This is a genomic window from Streptomyces sp. NPDC127068 (assembly GCF_042724695.1).
In the GTDB taxonomy this organism is placed as follows: domain Bacteria; phylum Actinomycetota; class Actinomycetes; order Streptomycetales; family Streptomycetaceae; genus Streptomyces.
On record NZ_JBHXEN010000041.1, the window covers coordinates 58,079 to 76,543 of the forward strand.

Sequence of the window (18,465 nt, forward strand, 5' to 3'; positions counted from 1 at the left end):
CCGGCCCGCCGGAGTACGCCACGTACTTCGGCGGGCCGTGGCGTGCCACCGCCTCCGGCGCCCCGCAGGACCGCGGACGAGGGCCGCCGCCGGGAGTGAACGGACGGCGCACGATAATGCGGACGTGAGCGATCTTCCCCTTCTCCTGCCGCCGGACCGCGTACCGGAGGGTGCGCGCAGCTGGCGCACGGCCGACACCGCGCGCTGGTCGGCCGCCGTCCCCGCCCGTTGGTCGCATCCGTTGTGGGCCGTGGCCGCGCTCGTCGCGGGCATCGTCTGGTCGATCGCCGCCGCCCCGGACGAGGCGTGCACCGCGGACCAGCCCTGCGGCACGTCCTGGACGTCCATGACGCTCGCCGTCCTCGGACTGCTGACGTTGTACTGGATCTGGCGGCAGCCCCGGCTCGCCGTGCCGGGCCTTCTGCTGACCGTGGCCGGAGCCGTCGCCGACAGCGGGTTCACGGCACTCCTGGAGGGCCCCGAAGACCTGTTCCTGCTCGCGGCCAGCGCCTTCGCGGTCGCCGGCCTCGCCCACCGGCTCGCCGCCGCCCGTCGCCAACGGACCCACGCCGAGGAAGCCGCCGGAGACCTGCGGCACCCGCTGCCTCCCGAGGCCGGGGACTTCCGTCGGGGCAGGTTCTCCTTCGTGCTCGCCTCGGTCCTGCTCGCCGTTGCCGTGTTCGCGTTCTGGAGCGCCGAACAGGTCGCCACCGCGTACGAGGACCGGGCCGCGCGCGCCACCGAGGTGACCGCGGAGGTCACCGGGGCCGACGCGGCCGACGGCGACGTCTCCGCACTGCGGGTGACCCTCCCCGACGGCAAGACCCGTACCCTCGACACGATCTTCCCCGAGGACTACCCCGTCGGCAGCACGGTCGTCCTGGTCGTCGACGGCGACTGGATCCGCCTGGTGGCCGAGCCGTACGACGTCTTCGGCTGGGAGCTGCTGCTCCTCGGGACCGCCGTCCCGGGACTCGCGTTCCTCGCCAACGGGATGGTCGGACACCGACGTCAGCGCCGCCTCGACACCACACCGCTCCCGGTCCTCAGGGTCCTGGTGCGCGAGGGCGACGAGGACGGGCGCACCTGGGTCTACGCCGCCGACGACCTGACGGCCGCGCAGCCGGTCCTGAGCTTCAACTCCCTGTTCACCTCCGACTCGGAGGACGAGCCCGACGAACACGAGACCTCGGACGGCGAACACCGCCAGCTGACCGAGGCGGAGGAAGCCGCCGCACAACAGGAGTGGGAGGAACAGAAGAGGGAGATGGTCGCGGCCTTCCGCGGCGCCTGCCCGCCGTCCGCGCTGCGCGAAGCCGTGCTCTTCGGCGCCCCTTACGCGGGCGGCGAGATCGCCTTCCTGGCGCCCTCCGACGGGGACGACGGGGAGGTGGAGGCGGAGCGCAGCGTGACGCCCGTCAAACCGGCGGTTCCCGGACTCTTCCCGCCGCCCCAGGGCCGGGGCTCCGGTGCCGGCAAGGCCCGTCGCAGCAGCTCGGACCCCGCCGCCCGGGCCCGTGCCCTGGCCACACTCTCCCTGGCGCCCGGGCCGCAGCCCCTCACCTGGTCCGCCGACCGGGGCTCGCGCGGCCTCGGGCTCTTCCTCCTCGCCTTCCAGGGCGGCGGCATGTGGGCCCTCCTCGACGGCGGCTTCTCCTGGCAGTGGATCTTCCTGCTGCTCGGTGTGCCCTGGCTGGTCCACTCGGTGTCCACGGCGCTCAACTGGCGCGTCACCGCCGACCGGGACGGCGTCTGGGTCTGTGGGCCGTGGCGGGTGCGACACGTGCCGTGGACCGAGGTCACCCACGTGCACCAGCGCGCCGACGCCCTGACCGTCGAGTTGAAGGGGGGCTCCGAGATCGAGCTGTCCCCGGTGGGGCTCGGGATGTTCCAGGGTCGGCGCGGCGGCACCTCGGCCGCGAGGAGGGCGGCCGACTCGTTGCGGGCCCTCCTCGACCACCCGGAGTTGCGGCCCAGCGAGGTCGCCGACGCCCGGGAACAGGGCATGCCGCTGGGGCCCGTCGTTGTGACGCTGGCCGTGTTGTGGGGAGTGGTCGTCCTGCTGCTGTGAGCCCGGAGGCGGGGGAGACGGGGCGGATCTGAGTACCGCTACTCACGTGGGCCGGCCCGGCGCCCGGCGATGATGTGGCCCACGCACCAGGGGAGGGACCCGTTCATGCTCAGCCACATCGCCGCCGTCGCCGTCCCGGCCTTCGCCCGTCTGACGGTCACCGCGGACCCGGACGCCGTGTTGCGGCCGGGCAGCGTCATCGTCGCCAACCACACCTCGCTGAGCGACCCGGCGGTCGTCCTCGCGGCCCTGCACCGCCTCGGTGTCCGGCCCGCGGTCCTCGCCACCGCCGGTCTGTGGCGGATACCGGTGCTGGGCGCGGCCCTGACCAGGGAAGGCTTCGTCCCCGTGCACCGGGGCGGCCCTCGGGCCGCACAGGCACTCGACGGGGCGGCGGCGGCCCTCGCCGACGGCCGGCTGGTGCTGATCTACCCGGAGGGCGGGCTTCCGGTGCGACGGGACCCCGGAGAGGTCGGGCCCGGCCCGTTCCGCAGCGGGCTGTGGCGGCTCGCCCGCAGCACCGGGGCGCCCGTCGTCCCGCTGGGTCAGGCCGGGGCCCGCCGGCTGGTGTCGGGCGGCCCGGTGAAACAGATCGCGGGCCTGCTCACCGCGCCGGTCCGCCGCCCGGCCCTGCACGTCCACCTCGGTGCGCCGCTGAGCCTGGCGGACGACCGGGTGACGGCCACCGAACACGCGCACCGGGCCGTCACTGCGGCCTGGCGCACCGCGGCGGCGCGCATCGGCGCACCGTCCCCGGTCGCGGTCTGATCCCGGTCGCCGTCCGACGGGCGGCGTGACGCGGTCGGGGCGCGGGTCGGCCGCTTCACCGTTCGGGGCGGTCGCGCCAGACCACGGTGTAGCGCCAGAACAGCCGACGGCGCAGTCGGGCGCCGGGCAGCTCGCGACGGACGTGCCGGGCGATCTCGTCGAACGTCATCGACGCGGGCCGCGTGCTCGCGGTCATCGCGACGGGGCGGACCACCCGGCGACCCCGGTTCTTGAGCAGGGCCATCGCCACGTTCGCCGCAGTGGCGGCGGCCCCGAGCAGGTGGTCGACGGGGGAGTGCGGTCGGGCGAGCCCCACCACGACGAGCGTTCCGCCCGGCGCCAACAGTCCGCGCAACCGTGCGAGGGCGTCGCCGAACGGCAGGTGGTGGATCACCGCCACGCAGGTGATCACGTCGAACGGGCCGGCGGCCGGCTCGACCATGGCGTCCCCGGCGGTGAAGGTCACGCGGGAGTCCGGCGCGGTGTGCTGCCGGGCCTGTTCCACGATGGCCGGGTCGGCGTCGACCCCCCGCACGGACCCCGCCCGCGACGCCAACAGCCTGGCCAGGTCGCCGCTGCCGGCGCCGACGTCCAGGGCGGACCCGTAGCGGGCGGGCAGCTGACGCAGGATCCACGGGTGGTAGTGGGCGTTGTGGTCCCAGGGGCGCGCGGCGTGGAACCGGTCGAGGGCGGTCAGGACGTGCGTGAGCGGGCGCATCATGCCCACCAGTCCACCATTGCGCCCCGTCGTCGGCCGACCCGACCCCATCACCCCGTGCGGGGGCGGGAGTTGAGGGCCGTGCGTCGCTCGGGCCCGCACGCCCGGGCGACGCACCGGCGCGACGGCTCGTGCGCCGTCGCCGTCGCCGTCGCGGTCCGGCCCGGGACGGGCGGGACCGCCGGCCGTTCAGGCGGTGTGGTGGATGACGACCGAGATCACCCGGACCTCTTCGTCGGTCATGTTGCGGTACTGGTGCGGGGTCGCCGAGTCGAAGGCGAGCGAGTCGCCCGCCTCCAGCACGTACGTCTCGAAGCCGATGTCGGCGTGCAGGGTGCCGTGCAGGACGAGTTGGTACTCGCGCCCGTCGTGCCGGATGGAGGCGTGGGTGTCGGTGGAGCGGCCGAAGGGCTGGTAGACCACCTCCAGGAAGTCCACCCGGGCGTCCTGCTGCGGGGTGAGCCGCTCCCAGCGGACCCCGCTCGCCAGGTCGATGGTGCGGCGGCGGCCCCGACGCTGCACCACCGGTTCGTCGGGCAGGACCGAGAGCGCCTCGTCGCCGTGGCCGCCGGCGTCGACCGGCGCGGGAATCCGACCGCCGGCCCCCTCGGCGGTGTCGAGGGTCGGGGCCGCCGTCCGCTGGCCCGCCGCGGCGAACCACGGCACCGCGTGTTCCGGTGTCACGCTCCGCTGCTCTTCGGGGCGGCGGGCGGCGGCGGAGACCGCACTGTCCTCCCCGACACCGAACAGGTAGTCGAGGGAGATGTCGAGCGCGTTCGCGATCCCGTAGATCACGCCGGCCGAGGGGGCCGTCTGCCCCCGCTCGACCTGGGAGATGAGGCTGGCCGAACACCCCGCCAGCCTGCCCAGCTCGCGCAGGGACAGACCGCGTTCCGAGCGGACCTTCCTCAGTCGCGCCCCGAGTCCTGGACTTCCCCCCGCTGGCTTCATGGCGGCTCCTGCTGTTGTGGGGGCGATCGGTCGGCCGCGCCCGAATCGTCGTGTACATGCAGGCCCTAAGGCGTGTGCACCGATGTACAGCATGCGCGACATGCTGCACGGTTGTCACCTGTTCTTCGGGAGAAAACCCGGCAGAGAACCCGATCTCCTCCGAGTTTGGTTTAACCCTTGACAAGCTCACTGCACGAGGCGTGCACTATAGCGCACAAGCCCTGCTGTGAACGGGCACACAGACCTGTGTGGAGGTTCTCGCTGTGAACGACAACGGACAGTCCACCCCCGGGGGGCGGGCTCCCCGCTCCAGAGCAAGAACCAGGGGCGCTCGGCTCGGCGGTGCCGTGCTGACCACCGCCCTCGCCGTCACCCTCACCGCCTGCTCGGGCGGAACCGGTTCCACCACCGGCACCAGCACCCCGAAGAAGTCGGGCGACGGACCGAGCGGCACCCTGCGCATCGGCACCAACCAGCAGTTCGACGACTGGGACACGGTCAACAAGCAGAACAGCACGTTCAGCTCGCTCGTCTACGAACCGCTGATCAGCGTGGCCGCCGACGGCTACACCCTGAAGCCCCAGTTGGCCACCGAGTGGAAGGAGTCGCAGCTCCGCGTCGACTTCACCCTCCGCTCCGGGGTCGTCTTCCACGACGGCACGCCCTTCGACGCCGAAGCCGTCGTCAAGAACCTGGAGCGCATCCAGAACTCCCCGAGCCAGTACCGCAGTCAGCTCGTCGCCATCAAGAAGATCACCGCCGTGGACGCCACCCACGTCCGGATCGACCTCAAGGAACCGGCCCCCAGCCTTGTCAACAACCTCGCCAGGCTCGGGATGTTCATGGTCTCGCCCAAGGCGCTGGCCGACGGCACCTGGAAGACCAAGGCGGCCGGCACCGGCCCGTGGGCCTTCGACCCCAAGTCGTCCACGAAGGGGCTGCGCACCGTCGCCACCGCCTTCGACAAGTACTACGACAAGAAGTCCGTGGGCCCCGCACGCGTCGAGATCACCCAGATCAACGACCCGGACAGCCTCTACAACGCCCTGCGCGCGGGTCAACTCGACGTCGTGTGGACCACGCCCCCGCTCGCCGCCCGCGCGGACAAGGAGGGGCTCAAGTCCACCTGGTTCCCGTCGGTGCTCTGGCACCTCCAGATGTACGACATCGACGGCGTCTTCAAGGACAAGAAGTTCCGCCAGGCCATCTGCCACGCCTCGAACCCGCAGGACTACATCGACGCGGCGCTCGGCGGCAAGGGCAAGACCCACCTCCAGCGCTTCCCGGAGGGCCAGCCCGGCCACGACCCGTCGCTGAAGGGCTACCCCTTCGACCTGGACAAGGCGAAGCAGCTGATGTCCGAGGTCGACGACGCCAAGAAGTCGTTCACCCTGATCAGCTATGACACTCAGCGCACCATCGCCGAACTGTTCCGCAGCCAGATGTCCAAGATCGGTGTGGACGTCAAGCTGGAACTGCCCAACTTCCCGCAGTTCCTGAGCACCTACCAGAACGGCAAGTACCCGGCCGCGATCCTCTCCGACGGCTCCCGCTCCGGCGCGTACGACTACTACAACCGCAAGTTCGCACCCGACGCCCCGGGCAACCCGCTGAAGGTCGCGTACCCCGAACTCACCGCCGCGGCCGAGGAGGGCCTCGCCGCCAAGACGCCCGAGGCACAGCAAGCGGCCTGGAAGAAGATGTCCAGGATCGTGAACGACGAGGCCCTGGACTGCGGTTACTTCGACTACTCGGGCTTCTGGGCGTACAACCCCAAGAAGGTCGACAACATCGTCTCCACCACCAACGACGTAGCGGTGTTCCGCTACAAGGAGGCCCAGGTCGTGGGCTGACGCCCACCCCGCCGGCCCCGTCCCGCCGGCCCCTGCGCACCACCCGCGCCGGGAGCACGGCACCCGTAGCCACGGGAGTGCCGTCCGCCGGAGCGCTACCCCAGGACCGGGCGCGCCCGCAGCCCACCGGTCCGCCCCGAGCCCCGCGGTCCGCACCGCGCCCGCTCCGCCCCACCCGCACCACCGCCGGGAGCACGCTCCCCACACCCCGGTCCCGCCTCCCCACGGCCGTCGTCGCCCGAGGCACCGGAGCCCCACGCCACCCCCCTCCGCACTCCGTCGTACGTGGCGCCACGCCACACCCTCCGTACACCCCGGATGGAGAAACCACCCATGAGCAGCACACCGACTTCCACGGCGCACCCCGATCTGGTGCTGCTGAACGGACGCGTGACCACCATGTCCGCGGACGACCGCAGCGCCGAGGTGGAAGCCGTCGCCGTCACCGGCGAGCGGATCTCGGCGATCGGCACCACACGGGAGATCAAGGACCTCGTGGGCCCCACCACCACCGTGGTGGACCTCGCCGGCCGCCGCGTCGTCCCCGGGCTCATCGACTCCCACGTCCACATCGTGCGCGCCGGACGCACCTGGCGCGACGAGGTCCGCTGGGAGGACGAGCCCTCCCTGGCCAGCGGCCTCACCGCCCTCACCCGCCGCGTGGGCGAGCGCCCCGAAGGAAGCTGGATCCGCGTCATCGGCGGCTGGCACCCCGCCCAGTTCCCCGAGAACCGCGGCCCCAGCCGCGCCGAACTCGACGCCGCGGCCCCCGACAACCCGGTCTACGTCCAGTTCCTCTACGACTGGGCCGTCCTCAACACCGCGGCGATGCGGGCCCTCGGCATCGACCACGACCTCGTGCGGCAACTCGGCGACGAGGGCTTCGACCCGGCCGCCTTCGAGACCGACGCCCAAGGGGAACTGACCGGCAAGGTCAACGGCACCCCGCTGATGGAGTGGTTCTACCGGCGCATGCCCAGCCCCGACCTGGAGGAGCAGATCGCCTCCACCGCCGAGATGTCCCGCGAGCTGAACCGCCTCGGCATCACCGGCGCCATCGACGGCGGCGGCTTCAACAGCGGACCCGACGCCTACCCCGCCATCCGGGAGACCTGGCGCCGCGGCCTGCTGACCGTGCGCAGCCGACTCGCCGTGCACGCCTCGCGCGCCGGCACCGAGCAGGAGGAACTCGCCGGATACCTGCGCTTCACCCCGCTCGACGTCGGCGACGGCATGCTCCGGGTGATCGGCTCCGGCGAGGTCGCCCTCTACCGCACCGTCGACAAGATCGCCCACCCCGTCGTCATCGACGACGACGTCCGGCGCCAACTCCGGGAGATGTTCACCGACCTCGCCCGCAACCGGTGGACCGTCCACACCCACGCCCACCACCACGAGACCATCGACGCCGTCCTCAGCGCCTGGGAGGACGTGCACGCGGCACACGACATCAGCGCACTGCGCTGGTCCCTCGTGCACGCCGAGCCCCTGCGCCCCGTCGACGTCGACCGGATCGCCGCCCTCGGCGCCGGCGTCCTCGCCCAGGGCCTGTTCCGCTTCCAGGGCGACGAGGCCCTGACCGCCTGGGGCGCCGAGACGGTCGCCGAGGCGCCCCCGCTGCGCACCCTGCTGGAACGCGGCATCCCCCTCGGACTCGGTTCGGACGCGATGCGCGTCGCCTCCTACAACCCGTTCGCCACCCTCGCCTGGTTCCTCAACGGCCGCACCGTCACCGGCAACGCCACCCTCGACGCCCGGCACCTGCTCACCCGCGAGGAAGCGCTGCGCGGCTACACCGCGTCCGGTACCTGGTTCAGCTTCGAGGAGGACGAACGGGGCCGACTGGAACCCGGTCTCCTCGCCGACCTCGCCGTCCTCACCGACGACTACTTCACCGTCGAAGAGGACGTCATCCCCCGCATCGAGTCCGTCCTCACCCTCGTCGGCGGCCGGATCGTGCACACCGCCGAGCCCTTCGCCGGCCTGCCCGTCGCCGCCCCCGTCACGCAGGGAGTCAGCCGTGCCTGAGACCACCGACACCAGCACCACCACCGAGCGCAGCCTGCTGATCAAGGGCGCCACCGTCCTCACCATGGACCCGGAGCTCGGCGACCTCACCACCGGCGACATCCTCGTCACCGGTGACCGCATCACCGCCGTCGGACCCGACCTCGACGACCGGGTGACCACCGACACCGAGGTCATCCAGGCACGCGGCATGATCGCCGTCCCCGGCCTCATCGACACCCACATGCACGCCTGGCAGACCCCCCTCAAGGGCCTCTACGCCGACGGCTGGACCGGCGACGACTACCAGTCCCACGTCTTCTACCTCCGTGAGCACTTCCGCCCCGAGGACATCTACGACGCCACCTTCTCGGGCACCGTCCAGATGCTCGACGCCGGGGTCACCGGTGTCCTCGACTTCTGCCACAACGTCATGTCGCCCGAGGGGGCCGAAGCCGGACTGCGCGCCCACCGCGCCACCGGTCAGCGGGCCCTGTTCGCCTACGGCATGTTGGGCAGCTTCGGCGCCCCGCCCGAGGACCACGCCTGGCGCCTCGACCACGTCCGCCGCCTCCACGACGAGGTGAACACCGACGGCGACGGTCTGCTCCGGGTCGGCATGGCCCTCGGCTCCATCGAGTACGGGTCCATGGACCGCATCACCAAGGAGGTCGCCCTCGCCCGCGAGCTCGGCCTGCGGATGAGCGTCCACCAGAACCCGCCCGGCCAGATCCGCGCCCTCCACGAGGCCGGACTCCTCGACTCCGACATCGTCCCCGCGCACGCCAACAGCGCCGACGACGGCGAATTGGCGCTCCTCGCGCGCTGCGGCGGCGGCATCTCCTTCACCCCCGAGGGCGAGTTCGGCGGCGGACGGTCCATGACCATCCTCAACCGCGCCCACCGCGCCGGCGCCAGCCCCAGCCTCGGCATCGACACCCACGCCCGGGTCTCCATCGACCTGTTCGCCGCGATGCGCCTCACCTACCTGCTGATGCGCAACGTCGACGCCACCACCGAACGCGAGGCGGGCCGCTGGCCGCTGGAGCGCCACCCCGGCGTCCCCCTCGTCCAGCCCCGCGACATCCTGGCGTACGCCACCGTCAACGCCGCCGCCGCCCTCGGCCTCGGCGACGACCTGGGCCGCCTCACCCCCGGGCGGCTCGCCGACATCGTCCTCATCGACACCGAGCCGTACGGCGTCGCCCTCGGCGACCCCGCCGCACACGTGGTCCTCCAGACCACCCCGCGCGACGTGGACACCGTCGTCGTCGGCGGTCGCATCCGCAAGCGCGACGGCCGCCTCACCGACCTCGACCCCACCGACGCGGGAGCGGCGACCCGCCGGGTCCGCGAGCGGGTCTTCGCCGAAGCCGCCGCGCACGGCGGGCCAGTGCCGGACCTGGGACCGGTCCGGTGAGCAAGTTCATCCTGCGCCGGCTGCTGTCCGCGCTCCCCACGCTGCTGCTGGTGTCGGCCTTCGTCTTCACCCTGGTCCACCTGACGCCCACCGACCCGGTGGCGCAGATCCTCGGCGAGGGCGCCCCGGCCGCCGACAAGGCCGCCATGACCGCGCAACTCGGCCTGGACCGCCCCCTGTTCGAACAGTACGCGGACTGGCTCGGCGGAGCGCTCGGCGGCGACCTCGGCGCCTCGCTGTACACCAGCGTCCCGGTCTCCGAATCGATCGGCGCAGGCATCGGCATCACCCTGTCGCTGGCCGTCGCGGGCATGGTCATCGCCCTCGCCGTCGGCGTCCCCCTCGGGGTGCTCGGCGCGCTGCGCCCCGGAACCGTCGCCGACCGGCTGCTCACCACCGTCGTCGCCCTCGGCCTCGCCATCCCCAGCTTCTGGCTCGCCATGCTGCTGGTCCTGGTGTTCGCGGTGAACCTCGGCTGGCTCCCGGTCGTCGGGTACACCGCACTCACCGACGACCCGGTCGCCTGGGCCCAGGGCATGATCCTGCCCGCCCTGGCCCTCGGCTCGCACACCGCGGCCGTCATCGCCCGCCAGACCCGCAGCGCCATGATCGAGTCCCTGGAGTCCCCGTACGTCCAGACGCTGCTGGCCCGGGGCATCCGCCGCCGCACCATCATCCTGCGGTACGCCACCAAGAACGCCATGGTCCCGGTCCTCGCGGTCATCGCCATCCAGATGTCCGTCCTGGTCGCCGCGAGCTTCGTCATCGAACGCATCTTCGCGGTACCGGGCCTCGGCACCCTGCTCATCGACAGCGTCGTACGCGCCGACTACCCGGTGCTCCAGGGCTCCATCGTCCTGGTCGCGGTCATCGTCCTGCTCGTCAACCTGGGCGCGGACGTCCTGTACGGCGTGATCAACCCGAAGGTGAGGCCTCAATGAGCACCCACCAGGCCCGGGCCGGAACCCTTCAGCGCCTGCTCCGCCAGCCCGTCACCCTGATCTGCCTGGCCTTCCTCGGCCTCCAGATCGCCATCGCCCTCGCCGCACCCCTCATCGCCCCGTACGGCCCGAACGAACTGAGCGTCGCCGACAAGCTCCAGGGCCCGAGCGCCGATCACCTCCTCGGCACCGACGACCTCGGCCGTGACAGCCTCTCCCGGCTGATCTACGGAACCCGCACCGCGCTCCTGGCCTCCGGCGAGTCCGTCGCCATCGGCCTCGTCCTCGGCGTCGGCCTCGGCATCTTCGTCGGCTACCGCGGCGGCTGGTGGGACCGGATCGGCATGCGCATCGCCGACGTCATGCAGTCCATCCCGGCCCTACTCCTCGCCCTCGCCCTGGTCGCCGTGCTCGGCAACGGCCTCACCAACGCGATGCTCGCCGTCGGCCTGATCTTCGCCGTCAGCTTCATGCGCATCACCCGGGCGGTCGTCCTCGCCGAACGGGAGAAGCTGTACGTGGACGCCGCCCGCGTCCTCGGACTGCGCCCCGCCTCGGTGATGTTCCGCCAGATCCTGCCGAACGTGTCGCCCCCGCTTATCGTGCAGGCGTCCATCGCACTGGGCACGGCGCTGCTCATCGAAGCCACGCTCAGCTTCCTCGGCGTCGGCGTCGACACCACCGCCGTGAGCTGGGGCGCCATGCTCGACGCCTCCCGCCAGCACGTCGCCGAGCACCCGCTGCTCGCGATCCTGCCCGGCGCCGCGATCACCCTGAGCGTCCTGGTCTTCAACCTGCTGGGAGACGGCCTGCGGGACGCCGGATCGCCCCGCTCGGCGGGGGCGGCCCGGCCGCACAAGCCCACGACGGACGCCGCGGAGCCCACCCCGGCGAACCCCGGCGACCCCACCGGCACCGGCCCCGCCGCGGTGGCCGACCTCACCGCGGACCCGGTACGCCCCCCGGGCGCCCCGGCCCCCGACACCGTCGCCGCGTCCGGTCCGCTCGCCAAGGCCCCGGTACGCCTCGTCGCCCGGGAGCCGGAGCCCGCCCCCGCCGACGCCCTGCTGCGGATCGACGGGCTCACCGTCACCGACCCCGGCGGCGCCCAACTCGTCTCCGACGTCTCCTTCCACATCAACCGCGGTGAGACCTTCGGCCTGGTCGGCGAATCCGGGTGCGGCAAGTCCATCACCGCCTCGGCGATCCTGGGACTGCTGCCCAGGGGCGTCACCGTCGCCGCCGGCTCCATCCGACTCCAGGACACCGAACTCGCCGGACTCGGCGGCGAGAAGCTGCGCCGGGTCCGCGGCGGACGGATCGGCATGGTCTTCCAGGACCCCGGCTCCGCGCTCTCCCCGGTGCACACCGTCGGACGCCAGCTCACGGACGCCATCCGCGCCCACAGCGACCTGACCCGGGCCCAGGCCACCGAACGGGCCGCGGAACTGCTCAACCTGGTCGGCGTCCCGGCCCCCCGGGAACGACTCAAGGACTACCCGCACCAGTTCTCCGGGGGCATGGCCCAACGCGTCGTCATCGCCGGAGCCCTCGCCTGCGACCCGGAACTGCTCATCGCGGACGAGCCCACCACCGCCCTCGACGTCACCATCCAGGCCCAGGTACTCGACCTGCTCGTCTCCCTGCGCGAACGCCTGTCCATGTCCCTGCTCCTGATCACCCACGACCTCGGTGTCGTCGCCGACAGCTGCGACCGCATCGCCGTCATGTACGCCGGGCAGATCGCCGAACAGCGCACCGTGCGCGACGCGTTCGCCCAACCCCGGCACCCCTACACCGAGGCGCTGCTGGCCGCCGTGCCGCACCACGGGGCGGGCGACGAGCCGCTCGCCACCATCCCCGGCCGGGTCCCCCCGGCCTGGGACTGGCCCCGGGGCTGCCGGTTCAACCCGCGCTGCTCCTACGCCACCGACAGCTGCCGCACCACGCCCGTCCCGATCGACATCGACGGGGTGCGCTGCCTTCGGGCCTCCGAACTCCACCTGGCAGGTGCCCGATGAACGACCAGGCGAGCGCCCCCGCCCCGGCCACGCCGACCGCGGCCCCGCCGCTGCTCAGCGTCGAACACCTCACCGTGCGCTACCAGCTCGGCCGGGGACTCACCGGACGCCCCACCCTGCTCACCGCCGTACGGGACGTCAGCTTCACCATCGGCGCCGGCAGGACGCTCGGCCTGGTGGGGGAGTCCGGCTCCGGCAAGAGCAGCATCGGCCGGGCCATCCTGCGCCTCGCCCCGGTCTCCGAGGGGCGGATCGTCTTCGACGGGCAGGACACGGCCGCGTTCGGCCGCCGCACCCCGCCGTCCTTCAACCGGGACGTCCAGGTGGTGTTCCAGGACCCGCTGTCCTCGCTGAACCCCCGGCAGACCATCGCCGTCACCCTCGGCCAGGCCCTCACCCGGCACCGGCGACTGACGGCCGTCGAACGGAACCGGGAGATCGCCGGCTCCCTCGACCGGGTCGGACTCTCCGGCTACCACGCCCAGCGCTACCCGCACGAACTCTCTGGCGGACAGCGTCAACGGGTCGCCATCGCCCGGGCCCTGGCCACCCGACCTCGGCTGATCGTCTGTGACGAACCCGTCAGCGCCCTGGACGTCTCCACCCAGAGCCAGGTCATCAACCTGCTCAAGGAACTCCAGCGCGACCTGGGCGTCAGCTACCTGTTCATCGCCCACGACCTGGAGGTCGTCCGGCACATGAGCGACGAGATCGGGGTGCTCTACCTGGGGCGCCTCGCCGAGTCGGGGCCCGCCGAGCAGGTGTACCGGACCCCGACGCACCCCTACACCCAGACCCTCCTGGCGTCCACCCTCCTCGCGGACCCGGAACGACAGCAGGCCCGATCGGCCCGCCGCCGCGAACTCGCCACGGACGCCGAACTCCCCAGCCCCCTCGCACCACCCCCGGGCTGCGCCTTCCACCCCCGCTGCCCGCGCGCCGACGACCTGTGCCGCACCGAGCAGCCCGAACTGCTGCACCTCACCGGCACCGCGTCCCTGGCGGCCTGTCACCACGGTGAACCGGTGCGCGTGGCGGCCCCCTGACCACCGTGCCCGCCCCCCTCGTCACCCCGACCTTGGAGATCACATGAGCACCGCCCCCGCCCTCCCGCCGACCCCGGCCCTCCCCATCGCCCCCGCCCACGGGCACTCCCTCGTGGACTTCGAGGAGCGGATCAACTTCGAGCGGCTGCGCTCCTACCGGCTGTCCCGCATCCAGCAGGCCCTGGAGGCCAGCGAGCTCGGCGCGGTCCTGGTGTTCGACAACAACAACATCCGCTACCTCACCGGCATATCGATCGGCGAGTGGACCCGGGAGAAGCTCTCCCGGTACGCCCTCTACACCCGTACCGGTGAACTGATCCTGTGGGACTTCGGCTCGGCGGCCGTCCACAACCGGATGTACGCGCCCTGGATGAAGCCGGAGAACTGCCTGTCGTCCTGGACGACCATGCGGGGCGCGGTTCCGCCGGACGCCGATCTGATGGCCCGCGCGGTCGCCGAGATCAAGGACCGTCTCGCCGCCGCCGGAGTCGCCGGGATGCCCATCGGCGTCGACCTGCTCGACCTGCCGATGCACACCGAGCTGACCCGTCAGGGCCTCGACGTCCGCGACGGCCAGCAGACCATGCTGGACGCCCGGCAGATCAAGAACCGCGACGAGATCACCCTGCTGTCGATGGCCGCCGCCATGGTCGACGGCGTCTACCACGACATCACCGAGGCACTGAAGCCCGGCGTGCGCGAGAACGAGATCGTCGCCCTCGCCAACAAGCGCCTGTACGAGATGGGTTCCGACGACGTCGAGTCCATCAACGCGGTCTCCGGCGAGCGCTGCAACCCGCACCCGCACAACTTCTCCGACCGCATCATCCGCCCGGGCGACCAGGCGTTCTTCGACATCATGCACTCCTACAACGGCTACCGGACCTGCTACTACCGCACGTTCAACGTGGGCCGGGCCACCACCGTCCAGCGCGACGCCTACACCCGGGCGCGCGAGTGGATGGACGTCGCCATCGACGCGATCAAGCCCGGTGTGTCCACCGCGGACGTCGCCCGGCTGTGGCCCACCGCCGAGGAGATCGGCGTCCAGGACGAGAAGACCGCGTTCGGCCTGCTCTTCGGCCACGGCCTCGGGCTCGCCCTGCACGAGCGGCCCATCATCAGCCGCCTCACCTCGCTGGAGAGCCCGATGCTCATCGAGGAGGGCATGGTCTTCGCCCTGGAGACCTACTGCCCGGCCACGGACGGGGTCTCGGCCGCCCGGATCGAGGAGGAGGTCGTCGTCACCGCGAACGGCGTCGAGATCCTCACTCGGTTCCCCGCCGACGAACTGTTCATCGCCAACCAGTACTGAACCGACGGCGCCGGGGCCGCCGCGTTCGGCCCCGGCGACCTCCTGGAGAAAGGTGCGGACCATGTCCGTCGATACCCACTCCGCGCACCCGCCGGTCACGGGACCCGTGACCGGCGAGGTCCCCGAGGACACCTCCCTCGCCCTGTACCGGATCATGTCCACCGCCCGGAAGTTCGAGAAGCGGGCGTACGACCTGTTCCTCCAGAACCTGGTCAAGGGCACCACCCACCTGGGCATCGGTCAGGAGGCCGTCGCCGCCGGCGTCGCCGCCGCGATGCGCACCGACGACTACTCCTTCATCACCTACCGCGGTCACAACCACCTCGTGGCCCGCGGCACCCCGCTCGCCCCGCTGATGGCCGAACTCCTGGGCCGGGACAACGGACTGATGCACGGCAAGGGCGGGTCGATGCACCTCATCGACGCCGAGCGCGGCATCCTCGGCTCGTACGCCATCATCGGCGCCCAGCTCGTCATCGCCAACGGTGCCGCCTGGTCGGCCCAGTACCGGGGCAGCGACCAGGTCACCGTCTGCTTCTTCGGCGACGGCGCCACCAACATCGGCGCGTTCCACGAGGCCCTGAACTTCGCCGCCATCTGGAACCTGCCCGTGGTCTTCGTGTGCGAGAACAACCTGTACATGGAGTACACCCGCATCGACAGCGTCACCGCCGTCGACAACCCGGCGGCCGACCGGGCACCCGCGTACGGACTGCCGTCCGTCGTCATCGACGGCAACGATCCCGACGAGGTCTACCTCACCGCGCGGGCCGCGATCGAACGGGCCCGCGCGGGGGGCGGACCCGCACTGATCGAGGCCGTCACCTACCGGCACGGCGGCCACTCCCGGGCCGACCCCGCCAAGTACCGCGACCCCGGCGAGGTCCGCGCCTGGCTGGAGAAGGACCCGCTGGTCACCTACCGGGACCGGCTCACCGACCGGGGCGTCGACCCGACGGTCCTCGACGCCATCGACGCCGAGGCCCTGGCGCAGGTCGACGCGGCCACCGAAGAGGCCAAGGGCGGTGCCTGGCCGGACCTGTCCCGGCTGTACACCAACGTCTGGAGCGACGGAGGGCACGCCTGGCGCACCCCGTCGCCCACCGAGCACGGAGGAGGTCTGGTCCCGTGACCGTACTGACCTATCGCAAGGCCGTCGCCCACGGCATCGCCCAGGAGATGCGCCGCGACGAGCGGGTGGTGTTCCTCGGTGAGGACGTCGCCGCCGCGGGCGGCGTGTTCAAGACGACGGCGGGGCTCCTGGAGGAGTTCGGTCCGCTGCGGGTGCGCGACACCCCGATCAGCGAACAGGCCATCCTGGGCGCCGCCATGGGCGCCGCGATGACCGGACTGCGTCCCATCGCCGAGATCATGTACAGCGACTTCTTCGCGGTCTGCTGGGACCTGGTCGCCAACGAGATCTCCAAGTCCCGCTACATGTCCGACGGGCAGGTCTCCTTCCCGCTGGTGATCCAGTGCGGCAACGGGGCCGGACTGCGCTTCGGCGCCCAGCACTCCCAGTCCATCGAGAACTGGGCGATGGCGATCCCCGGTCTGAAGGTCGTCGCCCCGGCCACCGCCCGCGACGTCGTCGGCCTGATGGCCGCGGCCGTCCGTGACGACGACCCGGTGATCTTCTTCAACCACAAGGCGCTGTACTCCATGAAGGAGGAGGTCCCCGACCTCGACGACGGCGAGATCGTCGAGGAACTGGGCCGGGCCGTCGTCCGGCGCGAGGGCACGGACGCCACCGTCGTCGCGCTCGCCGCGATGGTCCCCAAGGCACTCGCCGCCGCCGAACGCCTGCACGCCGAACGCGGCATCGACTGTGCGGTCATCGACGTCCGCAGCCTCGTCCCGCTGGACACCCCGACCATCCTCGGCCACGCCTCCCGCACCGGGCGGCTGTTCACCGTCGAGGAGAACCCCCGGCTGTGCGGATGGGGAGCGGAGATCGTGTCGCTGGCGACCGAGGAGTGCTGGGACGCCCTCACCGGAGCACCCGTGCGGATCACCACCCCGCACATCCCGCTCCCGTCGGCGGACGCCCTGGAGGACCTGGCGATTCCCTCGGTGGAGCGGATCGTCACCACCATCGGCGCCGCCATGGGCGCCTGAGGCCGCCCACCCCCGAAGATCCGGACGGCACCCGGAGTTCCCGGTGCGCCCCGGAGCAACCCCCGATCAACCCCCGAACCTTCTGCAACCCTCCAGAAAGGCGACAACAACCATGAGTGCACCCCGTAACGAGCGGCTCGGCTGGCTCGGTACCGGTCGGATGGGCGCCGTCATGTCCGAGAGCCTCCTCGCGGGCGGCGCCGACCTCACCGTGTGGAACCGCACCGCGGCCAAGACCGAGCCGTTGGTGGCCAAGGGCGCCAAGGCGGTCGGCACCATCACCGAACTCGCCGACGTCGACGTGGTGTTCGTGATGGTGTCCGCGAGTCAGGACCTCATCGACGTGGTGACCGGCGAGGGCGGGCTGTTGCGGGCCGAGCGCGCGCCGTCCGTGATCGTGGACTGTTCCACGGTCTCCGCGGAGGCGTCCGCCGAGGTCCGGGCCGCCTGCGAGGCCGCGGGCACCGCCTTCCTCGCCTCGCCGATCAGCGGCAACCCGCACATGGTCGCCGACCGCATGGGCGCCATCGTCGCCTCCGGCCCCCGGGAGACCTACGACCGGGTGCTGCCGTACCTGGAGCTGATCGCGCCGACCGTCGTGCACGCCGGGCCCGCCGAGCAGAGCCGGCTGGTGAAGCTCTGCCACAACCTGATGCTCGGCATGATCACCCAGGCCATGGTGGAGGTCACCACCCTCGCCGAGAAGGGCGGGGTGCCGCGCGACGCCTTCATCGACTTCCTCAACGGGTCGGTGCTCGGCTCCACCTTCATCCGCCACAAGGGCCGCGCGCTGGTGGAGCGCGACTACACGCCCACCTTCAACAACAAGATGCTGCGCAAGGACTTTGACCTCGGGCTCGGTGCCGCCCGGGACCTGGAGGTGCCGATGCCGGTCAGCAGCATGGTGCACCAGCTGATCCAGACCGCGATCGGCCACGGCTTCGCCGAGGAGGACTACGCGGCGCTGTTCGAGGTCGAGGCCAGGGCCGCCGGGATGCGCTCCGCGGACTGACCCGCCCCCCGTTCGCCCGACGGGCCGCGGGGTGCCCCAACCCCGTACGCCCCCTCGGGCGGGGTCCGGGCCGGGCCGAGTCCACCTCGGCCCGGACCCCTTCGACCCGCCGTGCGCGTGCCGACGCCCTGTCCTGCAACGGCCCGCGCACGGCGGTTTCCTGCTGCCCGCACGGCACGCGGCGCAACGAGGCTGGGGCCCGTCGCACCCATAGGTGCGACGGG

At 72.1% G+C, this 18,465-nt stretch carries 14 protein-coding genes; 12 read left to right on the forward strand and 2 right to left on the reverse strand.

The genetic code is table 11. From position 1 onward, the window contains the following. Window positions 1–124: 124 nt before the first annotated feature. Together ACFWIA_RS24490 and ACFWIA_RS24495 are read left to right on the forward strand one after the other, a co-directional pair. Entirely contained in the window at window positions 125–2,071 is a 1,947-nt protein-coding gene (locus ACFWIA_RS24490) for a hypothetical protein (RefSeq protein ID WP_387008522.1), read from the forward strand. Window positions 2,072–2,176: 105 nt separating this feature from the next. Further along, window positions 2,177–2,839 carry a lysophospholipid acyltransferase family protein gene (locus tag ACFWIA_RS24495; RefSeq protein ID WP_387008524.1) on the forward strand — a complete coding sequence of 221 codons (663 nt, stop codon included), beginning with the start codon at window positions 2,177–2,179 and terminating at the stop codon, window positions 2,837–2,839. Window positions 2,840–2,894: 55 nt separating this feature from the next. On the opposite strand, the gene ACFWIA_RS24500 is transcribed toward ACFWIA_RS24495, so the two are convergent. Next, a complete protein-coding gene (locus tag ACFWIA_RS24500; protein ID WP_387008526.1) occupies window positions 2,895–3,560 on the reverse strand; it encodes a class I SAM-dependent methyltransferase in 666 nt (221 codons plus the stop codon). A gap of 186 nt (window positions 3,561–3,746) precedes the next feature. Then, a complete protein-coding gene (locus ACFWIA_RS24505; protein ID WP_387008528.1) occupies window positions 3,747–4,508 on the reverse strand; it encodes a helix-turn-helix domain-containing protein in 762 nt (253 codons plus the stop codon). A 347-nt stretch (window positions 4,509–4,855) separates the two neighbouring features. Between ACFWIA_RS24505 and ACFWIA_RS24510 the strand changes: the two genes are divergently transcribed. From ACFWIA_RS24510 to ACFWIA_RS24555, 10 genes are all read left to right on the forward strand, one after another. Then, entirely contained in the window at window positions 4,856–6,361 is a 1,506-nt protein-coding gene (locus ACFWIA_RS24510; RefSeq protein WP_387008530.1) for an ABC transporter substrate-binding protein, read from the forward strand. 333 nt (window positions 6,362–6,694) lie between these two features. Then, window positions 6,695–8,389: an amidohydrolase gene (locus ACFWIA_RS24515; protein WP_387008531.1), complete on the forward strand. Its 1,695-nt coding sequence runs from the start codon at window positions 6,695–6,697 to the stop codon at window positions 8,387–8,389. Further along, window positions 8,382–9,788 carry an amidohydrolase family protein gene (locus ACFWIA_RS24520; protein WP_387008533.1) on the forward strand — a complete coding sequence of 469 codons (1,407 nt, stop codon included), beginning with the start codon at window positions 8,382–8,384 and terminating at the stop codon, window positions 9,786–9,788. The genes ACFWIA_RS24515 and ACFWIA_RS24520 overlap by 8 nt, the downstream gene beginning before the upstream one ends. Further along, window positions 9,785–10,729: an ABC transporter permease gene (locus ACFWIA_RS24525; RefSeq protein WP_387008535.1), complete on the forward strand. Its 945-nt coding sequence runs from the start codon at window positions 9,785–9,787 to the stop codon at window positions 10,727–10,729. The genes ACFWIA_RS24520 and ACFWIA_RS24525 overlap by 4 nt, the downstream gene beginning before the upstream one ends. Next, window positions 10,726–12,750 carry an oligopeptide/dipeptide ABC transporter ATP-binding protein gene (locus ACFWIA_RS24530; protein ID WP_387008537.1) on the forward strand — a complete coding sequence of 675 codons (2,025 nt, stop codon included), beginning with the start codon at window positions 10,726–10,728 and terminating at the stop codon, window positions 12,748–12,750. Before ACFWIA_RS24525 ends, ACFWIA_RS24530 begins: the two co-directional genes overlap by 4 nt. Further along, a complete protein-coding gene (locus tag ACFWIA_RS24535; protein WP_387008539.1) occupies window positions 12,747–13,796 on the forward strand; it encodes an ABC transporter ATP-binding protein in 1,050 nt (349 codons plus the stop codon). Before ACFWIA_RS24530 ends, ACFWIA_RS24535 begins: the two co-directional genes overlap by 4 nt. A gap of 43 nt (window positions 13,797–13,839) precedes the next feature. After that, on the forward strand, window positions 13,840–15,111 hold the full coding sequence (locus tag ACFWIA_RS24540; RefSeq protein ID WP_387008541.1) for a M24 family metallopeptidase: 1,272 nt from the start codon (window positions 13,840–13,842) through the stop codon (window positions 15,109–15,111). Between the two features lie 61 nt (window positions 15,112–15,172). Continuing rightward, on the forward strand, window positions 15,173–16,243 hold the full coding sequence (locus tag ACFWIA_RS24545) for a thiamine pyrophosphate-dependent dehydrogenase E1 component subunit alpha (protein ID WP_387008543.1): 1,071 nt from the start codon (window positions 15,173–15,175) through the stop codon (window positions 16,241–16,243). Next, window positions 16,240–17,229, forward strand: coding sequence for an alpha-ketoacid dehydrogenase subunit beta (locus tag ACFWIA_RS24550; protein ID WP_387008545.1), 990 nt, complete (start codon window positions 16,240–16,242; stop codon window positions 17,227–17,229). The genes ACFWIA_RS24545 and ACFWIA_RS24550 overlap by 4 nt, the downstream gene beginning before the upstream one ends. 112 nt (window positions 17,230–17,341) lie before the next feature. Continuing rightward, a complete protein-coding gene (locus ACFWIA_RS24555; RefSeq protein ID WP_387008547.1) occupies window positions 17,342–18,241 on the forward strand; it encodes an NAD(P)-dependent oxidoreductase in 900 nt (299 codons plus the stop codon). Window positions 18,242–18,465: the final 224 nt, after the last annotated feature.

Coding starts and splice junctions, on each gene's coding strand:
- ACFWIA_RS24495 (WP_387008524.1), top strand. CDS start 2,177: ATGCTCAGCCACATCGCCGCCGTCGCCGTCCCGGCCTTCGCCCGTCTG.
- ACFWIA_RS24500 (WP_387008526.1), bottom strand. CDS start 3,560: ATGATGCGCCCGCTCACGCACGTCCTGACCGCCCTCGACCGGTTCCAC.
- ACFWIA_RS24505 (WP_387008528.1), bottom strand. CDS start 4,508: ATGAAGCCAGCGGGGGGAAGTCCAGGACTCGGGGCGCGACTGAGGAAG.
- ACFWIA_RS24515 (WP_387008531.1), top strand. CDS start 6,695: ATGAGCAGCACACCGACTTCCACGGCGCACCCCGATCTGGTGCTGCTG.
- ACFWIA_RS24530 (WP_387008537.1), top strand. CDS start 10,726: ATGAGCACCCACCAGGCCCGGGCCGGAACCCTTCAGCGCCTGCTCCGC.
- ACFWIA_RS24535 (WP_387008539.1), top strand. CDS start 12,747: ATGAACGACCAGGCGAGCGCCCCCGCCCCGGCCACGCCGACCGCGGCC.
- ACFWIA_RS24540 (WP_387008541.1), top strand. CDS start 13,840: ATGAGCACCGCCCCCGCCCTCCCGCCGACCCCGGCCCTCCCCATCGCC.
- ACFWIA_RS24545 (WP_387008543.1), top strand. CDS start 15,173: ATGTCCGTCGATACCCACTCCGCGCACCCGCCGGTCACGGGACCCGTG.
- ACFWIA_RS24555 (WP_387008547.1), top strand. CDS start 17,342: ATGAGTGCACCCCGTAACGAGCGGCTCGGCTGGCTCGGTACCGGTCGG.